This is a genomic window from Haloarcula sp. Atlit-7R (assembly GCF_003666065.1).
GTDB classification, from domain to species: Archaea; Halobacteriota; Halobacteria; order Halobacteriales; family Haloarculaceae; genus Haloarcula; species Haloarcula taiwanensis.
In genome coordinates, this window is the sequence record NZ_QXIK01000002.1 from 157,013 (window position 1) to 169,094 (window position 12,082).

16 protein-coding genes are annotated in these 12,082 nt (G+C 66.8%); 7 read left to right on the forward strand and 9 right to left on the reverse strand.

The genetic code is table 11. The features are described 5' to 3' along the window. Window positions 1-113 precede the first annotated feature (113 nt). Together D3D01_RS04805 and D3D01_RS04810 are read left to right on the forward strand one after the other, a co-directional pair. Window positions 114-410, forward strand: a complete 297-nt coding sequence (locus tag D3D01_RS04805; protein ID WP_121511422.1) for a UPF0175 family protein — start codon at window positions 114-116, stop codon at window positions 408-410. Next, window positions 407-934 (forward strand): DUF3368 domain-containing protein, encoded by a 528-nt coding sequence (locus D3D01_RS04810; protein ID WP_121511423.1) that lies wholly within the window; start codon window positions 407-409, stop codon window positions 932-934. Before D3D01_RS04805 ends, D3D01_RS04810 begins: the two co-directional genes overlap by 4 nt. Here the strand turns inward: D3D01_RS04810 and uvrA are convergent. Beyond that, window positions 931-3,903 carry an excinuclease ABC subunit UvrA gene (gene uvrA, locus D3D01_RS04815; protein ID WP_121511424.1) on the reverse strand — a complete coding sequence of 991 codons (2,973 nt, stop codon included), beginning with the start codon at window positions 3,901-3,903 and terminating at the stop codon, window positions 931-933. The two genes, D3D01_RS04810 and uvrA, sit on opposite strands and share 4 nt — an antisense overlap. 135 nt (window positions 3,904-4,038) lie before the next feature. Here uvrA and D3D01_RS04820 point away from each other — a divergent pair, with 135 nt between their 5' ends. Both D3D01_RS04820 and D3D01_RS04825 read left to right on the forward strand, forming a co-directional pair. Beyond that, window positions 4,039-4,617, forward strand: a complete 579-nt coding sequence (locus tag D3D01_RS04820) for an LURP-one-related/scramblase family protein (RefSeq protein WP_121511425.1) — start codon at window positions 4,039-4,041, stop codon at window positions 4,615-4,617. Window positions 4,618-4,662: 45 nt separating this feature from the next. Further along, complete coding sequence (locus tag D3D01_RS04825) at window positions 4,663-6,078, forward strand: LVIVD repeat-containing protein (protein WP_121511426.1); 1,416 nt, start codon at window positions 4,663-4,665, stop codon at window positions 6,076-6,078. A gap of 24 nt (window positions 6,079-6,102) precedes the next feature. Here D3D01_RS04825 and D3D01_RS04830 read toward each other — a convergent pair whose 3' ends face one another. From D3D01_RS04830 to D3D01_RS04840, 3 genes are read right to left on the reverse strand one after another with little or no spacing between them, the layout of a single operon-like run. Next, the gene (locus D3D01_RS04830; protein ID WP_121511427.1) at window positions 6,103-7,503 is read right to left on the reverse strand and encodes a DUF402 domain-containing protein; all 1,401 of its coding nucleotides are present in this window, start codon (window positions 7,501-7,503) and stop codon (window positions 6,103-6,105) included. Continuing rightward, window positions 7,500-7,874, reverse strand: a complete 375-nt coding sequence (locus D3D01_RS04835; protein ID WP_101350948.1) for a hypothetical protein — start codon at window positions 7,872-7,874, stop codon at window positions 7,500-7,502. The genes D3D01_RS04830 and D3D01_RS04835 overlap by 4 nt, the downstream gene beginning before the upstream one ends. Window positions 7,875-7,918: 44 nt before the next feature. After that, window positions 7,919-8,080: a preprotein translocase subunit Sec61beta gene (locus tag D3D01_RS04840; RefSeq protein WP_053967263.1), complete on the reverse strand. Its 162-nt coding sequence runs from the start codon at window positions 8,078-8,080 to the stop codon at window positions 7,919-7,921. Between the two features lie 115 nt (window positions 8,081-8,195). Between D3D01_RS04840 and D3D01_RS04845 the strand changes: the two genes are divergently transcribed. Then, window positions 8,196-8,462, forward strand: coding sequence for a thioredoxin domain-containing protein (locus D3D01_RS04845; protein WP_121511428.1), 267 nt, complete (start codon window positions 8,196-8,198; stop codon window positions 8,460-8,462). Between the two features lies 1 nt (window position 8,463). Here the strand turns inward: D3D01_RS04845 and D3D01_RS23645 are convergent, their stop codons facing one another. The 5 genes from D3D01_RS23645 to D3D01_RS04865 form a co-directional block, all read right to left on the reverse strand. After that, a complete protein-coding gene (locus D3D01_RS23645) occupies window positions 8,464-8,634 on the reverse strand; it encodes a hypothetical protein (RefSeq protein WP_158598757.1) in 171 nt (56 codons plus the stop codon). Between the two features lie 112 nt (window positions 8,635-8,746). Beyond that, entirely contained in the window at window positions 8,747-9,415 is a 669-nt protein-coding gene (npdG, locus tag D3D01_RS04850) for an NADPH-dependent F420 reductase (RefSeq protein ID WP_101350946.1), read from the reverse strand. 49 nt (window positions 9,416-9,464) lie between these two features. Further along, complete coding sequence (locus D3D01_RS04855) at window positions 9,465-9,854, reverse strand: hypothetical protein (RefSeq protein WP_101350945.1); 390 nt, start codon at window positions 9,852-9,854, stop codon at window positions 9,465-9,467. A gap of 78 nt (window positions 9,855-9,932) precedes the next feature. Then, the gene (locus tag D3D01_RS04860; protein ID WP_121511429.1) at window positions 9,933-10,805 is read right to left on the reverse strand and encodes a TIGR01548 family HAD-type hydrolase; all 873 of its coding nucleotides are present in this window, start codon (window positions 10,803-10,805) and stop codon (window positions 9,933-9,935) included. A gap of 19 nt (window positions 10,806-10,824) precedes the next feature. Then, window positions 10,825-11,238: a UPF0146 family protein gene (locus tag D3D01_RS04865; protein WP_101350943.1), complete on the reverse strand. Its 414-nt coding sequence runs from the start codon at window positions 11,236-11,238 to the stop codon at window positions 10,825-10,827. A 30-nt stretch (window positions 11,239-11,268) separates the two neighbouring features. On the opposite strand from D3D01_RS04865, the gene D3D01_RS04870 reads away from it, so the two are divergent. Together D3D01_RS04870 and D3D01_RS04875 are read left to right on the forward strand one after the other, a co-directional pair. After that, the gene (locus D3D01_RS04870) at window positions 11,269-11,790 is read left to right on the forward strand and encodes an archaemetzincin family Zn-dependent metalloprotease (RefSeq protein WP_004514915.1); all 522 of its coding nucleotides are present in this window, start codon (window positions 11,269-11,271) and stop codon (window positions 11,788-11,790) included. Window positions 11,791-11,858: 68 nt separating this feature from the next. After that, complete coding sequence (locus tag D3D01_RS04875) at window positions 11,859-12,074, forward strand: hypothetical protein (RefSeq protein ID WP_121511430.1); 216 nt, start codon at window positions 11,859-11,861, stop codon at window positions 12,072-12,074. Window positions 12,075-12,082 lie beyond the last annotated feature (8 nt).

Here is a 12,082-nt window from a genome sequence, read left to right on the forward strand (position 1 = left end):
ATCAGGTTCCGCCGGCGACTAAAACGTTGGTGGCCGCTTCGGATGTCGCCGCTACACTGCTGACCGAACCGCCCGACCGCACGTTTAATGCAATGCGTTGCGTCGTATTACGCATGGAGAACGTCACCACCCGTATGAGCGACGAGGAACTCGACCTGGTGGCGCGACTCGCCGACGCCACCGACGCGAGCCGCAGCGACGCCATTCGACAGGCCATCCAGCGGGGGGCCAGAGAGGAACTGATTCGGGTCGCCCTCCAGCGCTATCAGGACGGAGAGGTCGGGATGCGCGGCGCGGCCGACCTGGCCGGGCTCACCATCGCGGAGATGATGGCCGAGGCCAACGACCGCGGCGTCATGACGAACTACGACGAGGCCGACCTGGCCGACGACGTAGACGCGCTTCGATGACCGGCGGCGAGCGAACGGTCCTGGTCGACGCGAGCGTCCTCATCACGCTGGCCGATACCGGGAGCGCTGCCCTACTCGCCGGAATCGACGGCTCGGTCGTCGTTCCGGACCCCGTTCGCCGGGAGGTTACCAGCGACCCGGCAGCGAAAGCCCTGTCCGACGCCATCGACGACGGCTGGGTCACCTGTCCACAGTCCGTCTCCACGGCGGCCGTCGAGGAGGCAGCCAGCCACCTCGGTCGCTCTGACGGGGACCCGCGAGGCGATGCCGTACTGCTGGCTCACGCGCTGGTCGCCGCCGACCCCGTTGTTGTCACCGACGACAAGCCGCTCCGACAGACCTGCAAGGCGCTGTCGATACCGGTCGCCGGGTCGATTGGCGTCCTCGTACGGGCCGTCGAACGGGGCGACATCGAGCCCGACGACGCGACCGAGACGCTCTACGCGATGGACGAGGTCGGCGCGCGGTTCAGCGCGAGCCTCGTTAGAAAAGCGGAGCGGCTCATCGACGACGCGGCCGATTAGTCGTCGTCAGCCGCCGGCTGAGCCACGTCGCGGTCGGCGCGTGGCCCCTCCAGGTCGACGTTCGGCAGGAGGTCCCGGAGGTACTGCCCGGTGTAGGAGGCTTCGGTCCGGGCCACCTCCTCCGGGGTCCCCTCGGCGACGAGTTCGCCGCCGTTCTCGCCGCCCTCCGGCCCGAGGTCGATGATGTGGTCGGCGTTTTTGACGAGGTCGAGTTCGTGCTCGATGACGACCACGGTGTTGCCGTCGTCGGTGAGCCGGTGGAGCACGTCGATGAGCTTCCGTTCGTCCTCCGGGTGGAGGCCGGTCGTCGGCTCGTCGAGCAGGTACAGCGTCTCGCCCGAATCCTTCTTGCCGAGTTCTTCGGCGAGTTTGACGCGCTGGGCCTCCCCACCAGAAAGGGTCGTCGAGGGCTGGCCCAGCCGCATGTAACCCAGCCCCACGTCTTTCAGGAGTTCGAGGCGGCGGCGAATCCCCGAGTGGCTCTCGAAGAAGTCGTAGGCCTCCTCGACGGTCATCTCCAGCACGTCGGCGATGGTCGCGCCCTTGTAGGTCACGTCCAGCGTTTCGTCGTTGTAGCGCGCGCCGCCGCACTCCTCACAGGGGACGGTTACGTCGGAGAGGAAGTTCATGTCGATGGTGACCGTGCCCTGGCCGCCACAGCCCTCACAGCGACCACCCTTGACGTTGAACGAGAAACGCCCCTTCTCGTAGCCCCGCTGTTTCGCGAGGCTGGTCTCGGCGAACAGTTCGCGGATGTGGTCGAAGACGTTGGTGTAGGTCGCCGGGTTGGATCGGGGCGTGCGGCCGATGGGCGACTGGTCGATAAGCCGCACCGTCTCGATGGCGTCGAGGCCCTCGATGGCGTCGTGCTCGCCGGGGTTCACGTCGGTGTCGTTCATCCGCCGGACCAGCCCCTTGTACAGCACGTCGTGCATCAGCGTCGACTTGCCGGAGCCGGAGACGCCGGTGATGGCCGTGAACGTTCCCAACGGGACGGACACGTCGAGGTCCGCGAGGTTGTGCTGGCGAGCGCCCCGAACTGTGAGTTCGCCGTCGGCCTCGCGGCGGCTCTCGGGCACCGGAATCGTGCGCTCGCCCGAGAGGTACTCTCCGGTCACTGATTCTTCGGTGTTGATGACCTCGTCCATCGGGCCGTTGACGACGACTTCGCCGCCGCGCTTGCCCGGACCCGGCCCCATGTCGATTATCTGGTCGGCCCGGCGCATCGTCTCGGTGTCGTGTTCGACGACGAGCAGGGTGTTACCGAGGTCCCGCAGTTCCTCCAGCGTGTTCAGCAGGCGGTCGTTGTCCCGCTGGTGGAGGCCGATAGAGGGTTCGTCAAGGACGTAGAGGACGCCGACGAGGCCGCTGCCGATTTGCGTTGCCAGCCGGATGCGCTGGCTCTCGCCGCCCGACAGCGTCGATGCTTCGCGGTCCAGCGTCAGGTAGTCCAGTCCCACCTCGGTCATGAAGCCAAGCCGGGCCCGAATCTCCTTCAGAATCTCCTCGGCGATTTTCCGGTCACGGGTAGAGAGGGTCGCCCCCAGGCCCTCGAAGTGTTCCAGCGCGTCGCTGATGGACATCTCGTTGACCTCGGTGATGGCGGTGCCGTCGACGAGCACCGCCCGGGACTCAGCCTTGAGTCGGGTCCCCTCACAGGCCGGGCACGTCGTCGTCGCCATGAACTCCTCGATGTGCTCGCGGGCGCGGTCGGAGTCCGTCTCGACGTGGCGGCGCTCTAGGTTGGGGATGACGCCCTCGAAGCGCTCGCTCTTCTCGCGGGTGCCGTTCTTGGTCCGCCACTGGAAGTCGACGATGTCGTCGGTACCATAGAGGAACTGCCGCCGAATGGACTCGTCCAGTTCCTCGAAGGGCGTCGAGAGGTCCACGCCGAAGTGCTCGGCGACGTTGTCCAGTTGCCGCGAGTAGTACGTCCGGTCGTAGCTCCAGGGTTCGAAGACGTGCTTGAGCGGCTTCGAGGGGTCGGTGACCACGAGGTCCTCGCTGACCTCCTTGGTCTCGCCCAGCCCCTCACACTCCGGGCAGGCCCCGTGCGGGGAGTTGAACGAGAACGACCGCGTCTCGATTTCGGAGATGTCGATACCGCAGTGCGTGCAGGCGAGGTCCTCGGAGAGTTCGACGACGAGGCGGGTGCGTTCGTCCGCGTCGCCCTCGTCGCCGTCGGCCAGGTCGCCCGTGGCTCTGGCATCCGACCCGCCGAGGGTCTCGGCCGCGCCTTCCGGCGGGGCCGGGAGGATGACCTTCAGCGTCCCGTCGGCCTCTTCGAGCGCGGTTTCGACGGAGTCCGTGATGCGCGAGCGGGCGTCCGGCGAAATCTTCACCCGGTCCACGACCACGTCGACGGTGTGGTCGTAGTTCTCGTCCAGTTCCGGCCGGTCCAGCGTGAGGTCGAACTCCTCGCCGTCGACCTCGACGCGGCTGTACCCCTCGCCGACGAGGTCGTCGAACAGGTCCTCGAAGGCCCCCTTCTGGTCGCGAACGACCGGCGCACACAGTTTCGCGCGGGTGCCCTCGGGGAGTTCGAGGATGCGCGAGACCATGTTCTGGGCGGACTGCTCGCCCACTTCGCGGCCACACTCGGGGCAGTGCGGCGTCCCGACGCGGGCGTACAGCAGGCGGAGGTAGTCGTGTAGCTCGGTGACGGTCCCGACCGTCGAGCGGGGGTTGTTGGCAGCGTTCTTCTGGTCGATGGAGATGGCCGGCGACAGCCCCTCGACGTTCTCGACCTGGGGCTTGTCCATCTGGCCTAGGAAGTTCCGCGCGTACGCCGACAGCGACTCGATGTACCGGCGCTGGCCCTCGGCGTACACCGTCTCAAATGCGAGCGAGGATTTGCCCGACCCCGACAGCCCGGTGACGACTGTCAGTTCCTCGCGGGGAATCTCCACGTCGACGTCCTTGAGGTTGTGTTCCTCGGCCCCTCGGACCTCGATTATATCCTTGCTCATCTTTGCATCTTCGTTGGCCGGCAGGAGGGAAACCCTGTCGGTTCGGGTGCCGACAGACGACGCTTCGCACCTGCCTAATTTTATTTTGGACAGTGTGGCGAAAGATTTACCACGAATATCGAATATGAGATTGGTATGGGAACGAGCGACTACGACATCGCGGGGATTGACCTCTCCGACGACAGCTACACAGTTGAACAGAGTCTGGTCCGAAACAAGTACAAAGCCATGGACGCCGCCGGGAACGTCGTCCTCCGCGGGAAACAGAAGATGCTGAAGATGAAAGAGCAGTTCCCGTTCGTCGACGCGAACGGCGACGAGGTGTTCGAGGTCAACGCCGGCGGCATCATCGACGTGGCCGGCAACTACGTCCTCACTGACTCTAGGACCGGCGAGGACATTGTCATCCTCGACAACGACTACTCGATCTTTCAGGACACGTGGAAGATTCGGGACGCCAGCACCGAGGCGAAAATCGCCGAAATCAACTCTCAGGGTGCGCTCGTGACCATTGCCCGCAACGTCGTCCCGTTCGGCGGGTGGATTCCCCACAAGTACGAGATTACCGATCAGGACGGCAACCACGTCGGCAACATCGACGGACAGTTCTCGCTGAAAGACCGCTACGAGATTACTATCGACGACGCCAGCACGGTTCCAAAGGAGCCAATCATCGCCGCGGCGATGGTCATCGACGCCATTCAGGGGAACTGACGCCCCACCGGAATCCTTCTTGCCCTGGCTCCCGCAGGAACGGCTATGCGCCGCCGGACGGTCGTCCGACGACTCGCTCTCGCAGGAACAGGCGTCGGGCTGGCGACGGGAACGACCCGCGCACATCCGACGCCGACCGGCGACGGGACGGCCGAGCCAGCGGCCGCCGACACCCCGACCGGCGGGGACCCGCTGGGCGTGCTGGAGATGGAGACGGTGTACGAGGTCGTCACCAGCCCTGACGGGCACACGGCCTACGTCGCGACCGGGGACGGTATCGCGCTCGTCGACCTCGTCACGCCGACCAGCCCCAGACTGCTCGGTCGGCAGACGGGCCTGCTGGCAGAGAGCGACGACGGCCCGATACAGCGGGTGCAGGACCTCGCCGTCAGCGGTTCGCGGCTGCTGGCCGCCGGGCCGGCCCACCCCGCGGACGGAGCCCACGGGTTCGTCGTCTTCGACGTGAGCGACCGGCAGAAGCCGACACGAATGGCGGGGCTGGAACTGGACACGCGCATCCACAACTGCGACTTCGACGGCCGGTACGCCTACCTGACCGCGAACGACCGCGACGGCAACCCCCTGCTCGTCGTCGACACCGAAACCGAGCAGGAAGTCGGCGAGTGGTCGCTGTTAGACGCCGGCGACGCCTGGCACGACGTACCGACGAGCCTCTGGCCGCTCCACGACGTGTGGGTGCAGGATGACCGGGCCTATCTGGCCTACTGGGACAGCGGGACGTGGGTCGTCGACGTGTCTGACCCGAGCGACATCTCGCTGGTGGCGAAAGTTCGCGGGCGCGACCCAGAAGATCTCGCTGCCATCGATGACCCCGGCACCGAGCGGAGCGAGCCGCCGGGCAACGACCACTTTGTGACGGTCGACGAGGACGCGTCGCTGCTTGGCGTCGGCGGCGAATCATGGGACCTCGGTGACGACGACAGCGGCGGCCCGAGCGGCATCGAACTGTACGACATAAGCGACCCGGCCGACGCCGAACTGCTGTCGACGCTCGACCCGCCGCCGACCTCGGACCCCTCGCCGGGGGGCATCCTCACAACGGCGCACAATTTCGAACTGACCGACAACCGCTGTTACTCGGCGTGGTACAACGGCGGGGTCCGGGTCCACGACCTGACGGACCCGACTGCACCCGAACTCGCCTTCGAGTGGCGCGACACCGATACGACCTCGTTCTGGACCACCCAGCGGGCCGCCGGCTGTTTCGTCGCCGGGAGCACGAACGCGAGCCAGGGGACGGAGGTCCAGCCCGGGCTGTACACGTTCCCGGACCCGCGGATACGGACGCCGACAGCGGACCCGTCGGCCACGGGCGATGAGGGCGGCGGCACTAACAGCACTGATGGCACCTCCCTCGGCGTTGGCGGCCCCGGCTTCGGCGTCGGGTCGGCGGTCACGGCGCTCGCGCTGGCGGCCTGGCGCGCCAGCCGGCAAGACTGACGCCGCGCCGCTGACTGACTTCACTCACTCCAGCGCGCTCTTGACAGCGGCGGCGACGCTCCGGGCGCGCTCGGCCAGGTCTTCGGGGACCTGGCCGCGCTCGACCGCCGCGTCGAGTTCGTCGTCGTCGACCCGCTCGACGGTCCCGTCGGCGTGTTTCACCACGTCGACGTGGAGGTCGACGTAGCGGGCGGTGTCGGGGAATACCTCGACGGGCGTACAGACGTTGACGTAGGTCCCCTTCTTCTCGCCGTCGCTGTCGCGGTACACCGTCGGGTACCACCACCGCCCTTCCTTGACTTTCGTCTCGGCCACGTCGCCGGCCTCTTTCGGGACGCCGAGGGCGTCGTAGGTGCCGCCGGGGCTCATCTCCCGCTCGATGGTCACCGTCCCGTCGTCGTCGACCGACTGGACCTCGCCGTTGCCCAACGTAATGAGCCGGCCGTCGGGCTTGCCGTGGCCCAGCGAGAGCGAGCCGCCGACCTGCGGGCCGAACTGCCGGGCCGTCACGGCAAAGGGGAAGTCCGTCTCGCCGGTCTCGGGGTCGTCACACAGCGCCTCGACGTAGTCGACGGCGGCGCTGGCGGTGCGGTCCCCGGCCTTCACGCGGTGGTGGCCGGGCATCGTCGCCGTCACCTCGCGGCGGGCCTCATCGAGTGCGAAGCGGCTCTCGCGGCCGAACCACAGCCACGTCGTCGCCAGCCCCCCGTCGTACCGGGCCGGCGCGCAGTCCGCGGGCGGGTCGGCCCCGTCGAGCGATGCGTCGATGGCCGCCGCGCGGTCGTTGGCGGCGTCGAGCGCGTCGGCCAGCGCGTCGAAGCTCGCGTCCTCGCTCGCGGCTTCCCAGGAGACGCCCCAGCCGTCCCGTGGGTCCGCGGCGATTACGTCAAGCATCGCCGGGCCGCCGGTCCCCGACGACGGGCCGCTCCCGCCCCGGACGAGCGAGAGGAGGTCGCCGCGAACGGCGACGGTCGTGTCGAGTACCGGCCGACCATCCGTCCAGGGCGCGCTCGCTTCGACGACCTGCACGCGGAGCGCATCGCCCGTCTCGACGCGCTCGTCCGAAGACGAGTACGGGAGAAACCCCTCGCCGTCGCCGAGGTCGACGACAGCGCCGCTCCCGAGCGTCTCGGTCACGGTGCCAGCGTAGACCGCGCCCTCCGGCGTCGGGGCGTCCCAGTGGAGGGTGTCCCGGCCCACCGCAGTCAGGCGGTCGGTGACGCTCGCGGCGGCGTCGCGGTCGCCGACGACGCCGACGCCCTGCTGGTCGCCCGTCGTCGTCACGGTCACGGCCGCCCGCGCGTCAGCGAACTCGCCGTCGAAGCGCTCCTCGATGGGGCCCGAGGCCTGGACGATGTCGTGGCCGTCGTCGCGGAGGACCCGGGTCAGCGCCGTCGCGTAGATGCCCCTGACCCTGACGGTCATAGCGCGTCCTCGTCGGCGGCAAAGCGGACCCGGTCGTGGACCGTCGGCCCCAGCGAGAGCTCTACCTTCTCGTGGCTGAGGACGCGCCCGCCCTCGACCGGGACGCCCCAGGTGTCAAAACGTAGGTAGCCCCGGATGTCGTCGGCGTGGGTGAACAGGTCGCAGTACTCGACGGCGTGTTCCTGCACCTCGCTGGCGCTGTGGGCGAGGTCCATGTCGGAGTACACCGTCTCGCGGCCGTCGAAGAAGGCTTCCAGCGCCGCGGCCGCGTCGTCGGTCGCTTCCACGACGGCCTCGGAGGCGGCTTCGATGGTGTCCTGGTCGACGCCGGCCTCGCGGAGCGCCTGCTGTTCGCGTTGCGTGAAGTGCATACCCGCGAGTCAGTGGCGGAGGGAGGAAAACAGTGCGGAATCGCCTACACGACCATCGCGTTCAACACGAGCATCAACAGCCCGAACATGACGCCGGTCGCGACGATGGTTCGGGGATCGATACGGATGGTGTTCTGGTCTTCGGCGTCGAAATATCGGACCAGTCCCGCGCTGGACATCAGTCCGCCGCCGTCGCTGCCACTCATACTTCACGGTGGTGTGTGACCGACACTAAGCCTTTCGGGTCGCCCGCGAGTGCACGCCGCCGGTACATATGGATAACCCTTATCAGATACCGCGGACTAACGAAAACAGAGTACTATGACGGTTACACTGAAGGACTTCTACGCGGACTGGTGCGGCCCGTGCAAGACCCAGGACCCGATACTCGAGGACCTCGAAGAGGAGTGGACGGACGTCGAGTTCGAGAAGATAAACGTCGACGAGGAACAGGACGTCGCCAACGAGTACCAGGTACGCTCGCTGCCGACGCTCATCATCGAGAACGACGACGGCATCGTCGAGCGGTTCGTCGGCGTCACGCAGGCCGACGACATCGACGACGCGCTGCAGCAGGCTTCGGCGTAATTCAGTCGTTTTTGCGGTTCGTCACGCCCGATAGCGGCCGCGCCAGCGTCTCGTCGCTGGCGTCGGGGAAGGGCAGGGCTGCCGCCGAAGCGGGACTAGTAGTAGCGCCGCCGGTGCGGTAGCTGAGCGAGTGGAGTAAAGTATACCGCGCGCCGGCGGCGCGCGGTTTCACTTCTCGCGACCAGCGGGAGCGAGAAGGTCGTTTTTAGCGTAGATTTTTGCGAACCCGCTCCCCGCAGCGCGCTCTGTGAGCGCGCGAGGAGAGGGGGTGACGTAAAAAGGTACTATTGGAACCGCACGCCGAGGTCGTGCAGGCCGTCGTTGTGGCGGGCAACGTTGATCAGAAGCGGCGTCAGCCCCTCGATTTCGGCGGCGTTGGCGAGCGGGCCGCCGTCCAGCGCGCGAATCCCCTCGATGCCCTCGGCGAGTTCACAGACGGTGTCCTTGGCGTCGGTGTCGTCGCCGACGACGATGGTGTCCCAGTCGAGGTCGGCGTCGAGGTTGGCCAGCCGGCCGGCCGCGAGGTTGTGGAACGCGCCGACGACGGCGGTGTCGTCGGGGGCGGCGTTTTCGGCCAGTTGCGTGACGCTGCCGGCCCCGGGGCGGTTGTAGTGGAAGCCGTCCTCGTCGCGTTGCATCCCGACCGCGGGGGCGACGAGCGTGGCGTCGTCGAGTTCGTCGGCGACGGCGTCGATGGTATCCGTAAGGTGGTATGCAGGGACGGCGGCAACGACCACGTCGGCGCGGGCGGCGGCCTCCTCGTTCACCAGACCGGCGATTGACGGGTCGTCGTGGCCGCGGCTGGCCAGCTCTGCCTCGTACTCCTCGGCCTTGTTCGCTGCCTTCTGTGCTTTCCGGGAGCCGATGATGATTGTGTGGTTGGTGTCGTCAGCCCAGCGGAGGGCGAGGCCTTGGCCGATGTCTCCAGTACCGCCAAGCAACGCGATGTCCATACCTACGGCGTAGGCCGACCACTGAATAAACGTTGTGTGACAGGTTCACTCAGGTGTAGGTCTCCCAGGCCCAATCGAACCCCCCGGCGAAGGCAATATACAGCGCGCTCCCGAGACCAACCAGATAGCTGAGCCACTGAGTCGCGACGCCAGCAACTGACGTGTCACCGAGCGCGAGGGCAAAGACTGTCGAGAGCGGGACCATCACGAAAAACAGGACGATGATGAACATCCCGACACGGCCCGGTCGATGCACAGATTTGAGGATGTGACTGTGTTCACGCATCGTCCAGTAGGCCGCAACGAGACCGAGTAACTGGCAGATAACGGCGTACAGCGGCACCAGGTCGACCGACGGCTCGCGGATGACTGCACCCCCGACGAGCCCGGCCCAGATGCTCACCAGAAACGCCCAGCCGAACGTCGGCAGTCGTCGCATACCCGGGGTCTCTGTCCCGGCAGTGAAACCGTTGCCGTTTGCTGCTGGTCGGGTAATAGCTGGCGACCCGCCTCTCGATTATGCCGCGTCGAGAAGCTCGGGCAGGTCGGTGACTGACTCGACGACGGCGCTCGCGCCGTTGTTGGCGAACGTCTGGCGGCCGGCGTCGCCGGTCAGCCCTCCGGTCAGGACGCCGATACCGTAGTAGACGCGGTCGTCGTCGGCTTCGTCGGCGTTGACTGCCGTCGCCACGTCGTCGAGGGTGTCCCCGGCGAAAGCGACCCGTTCGGCGTCGAACCGCTCGGCGAGCGTCCGCAGGGCGGCCGGGTGGGGCTTGCCCTCCTCCCAGTCGTCCATGGTGAAGCGGTGCTCGTCGGGCAGGTCGAGGCCGACCCGTTCGAGCGCGATGTCGGCTTCGGCGGCTGGCCGGCCGGTGACGACGCCGACGGCGAAGCGGTCCTGCAGGGCCGACAGCGTCTCATCGTCCACCAGCAGCGGTTCGTCGTGGATGTACCCCGGCGCGTCGAACGGCGGCTCGCCGCCCTCGATATCCCGGTAGCGGTCGGTGCCGAGATACAGCGTCTGGAACACGTCCCGGAGCTGTTCGGGGTCCCAAGTGTCGAAAACCCGGTCTTCTGCGGCGTCATCCAGCAGGTCACGAACCACCGCTTCGGCCGCGTCGCGGCCGCCGCCACGCTCGGCGATAGCGTCAGTGAATGCTGCTATGTCGGCGACAGCAGACTCGCGGCCGGCGAGAACGAACAGCGCGGCTGCATAGGTCAGCTCCCAGTCGTTGTTGAATCCGCCGGCGTCTTTGAACTGCTGGACCGCGGACTTCTCGATAGTGTCGCCGTACACCCGGTCGATGGATTCGACGATGGCTCGCCGATAGGAGTCGGCCACGTCCACCAGTACGCCGTCGATGTCGAGGACGACCGCGTCGACTTGCATGAGCGAGCGAAAGCGGGCCTCACTCAAGCGCCTTGCTATCTCTCGCCCGGTACAGCGTCTCCCCGCCGGGGAGTTGCTCGCGCTCGACGGCAACCGTCGGCTGGTCCCCGCCCAGCGTCGTGAACCAGAACGCCGCCCCGACGGCGTTGGCAACCGTCAGCGTCGGCCGGTGCAGTTCCGGCGGGAGGTTCCGGGCGAAGACGATGTCACATCCTGCGTACACCGCGTGGTCGGGGTCAAGCACGTCGTCGACGACAAACGCGACCCCGTCGGGGACCTCCCGCTCGACGATATCCGTCGCCGTCACGTCGATGCCTCGCTCGACCAGTCGGCCAGCTATGTCAGGGTGGTTTCCGACGCCGACCTCGACGACCGAATCGACGGACGCCAGTCGGTCAACGAGCGAGCCGGTAGTGTCGGGCACGTCGTACAATTTATGAGATGCGGGCGCATATGCGTTCCCATGCACGTCGACATCGTGCCGGTGGGTGAGGTCTCGGCCCAAGTCAAACGCGAGGCCTCGGACGGACTCCGCTCCGTCTACGACTGTGAGGTCTCGATGCACGAGCCACAGTCCATTCCCGCCGGCGCGTACGATGGGGACCGCGACCAGTACCGCGCAGAGGAGTTTATCGACCTCGCCCGCCGGGTCGGCTCCGGGGGCAAAAACATCGCGATCACGCCGAAAGATCTCTTCTACCGCCGTCGAAACTACGTTTTTGGACTCGCTTACCTCGGTGGCTCCGGCAGCGTCATCTCCACGTATCGGCTCCAGACCTCCTCCGACGGCGGCTTCTCGAACCGCTCAGCCGGCGAAATCTTCTCACAGCGGGTTCGAAAAGAGGTCGTCCACGAGGTCGGTCACACCCTCGGACTGGAACATTGCGATAACAAGCGCTGCGTGATGAACTTCTCCCCCACCGTCCGTCAGGTCGACGTGAAGGAAGTCTCGCTGTGTGGCTCCTGCCAGCGGAACGTCCTGTAGTCTGGGAACGGATACCAAACTGATTCGGTATAGCGGCTACATTTCTGTGGTACTTGTACACATGCACGATGAGCAAGAGTCAGTCCCCCGAGCGCGTCGCAGAACTGCGAGAGGTCTTCGTGGCGGTCACCGGTGATGAAGCGGTTACTGAGTCCCAGACAGACGAGCAATCCGACCGCGAACTCGACCCGGATGAGGAGTTCGACCCGGACGAGGTCGCCGACGGCCTAGACGATGCAGTCGCGGGGGCAGAGGCGGACGGTGACAGCGACCCGGCGGCCTGACGCCGTCA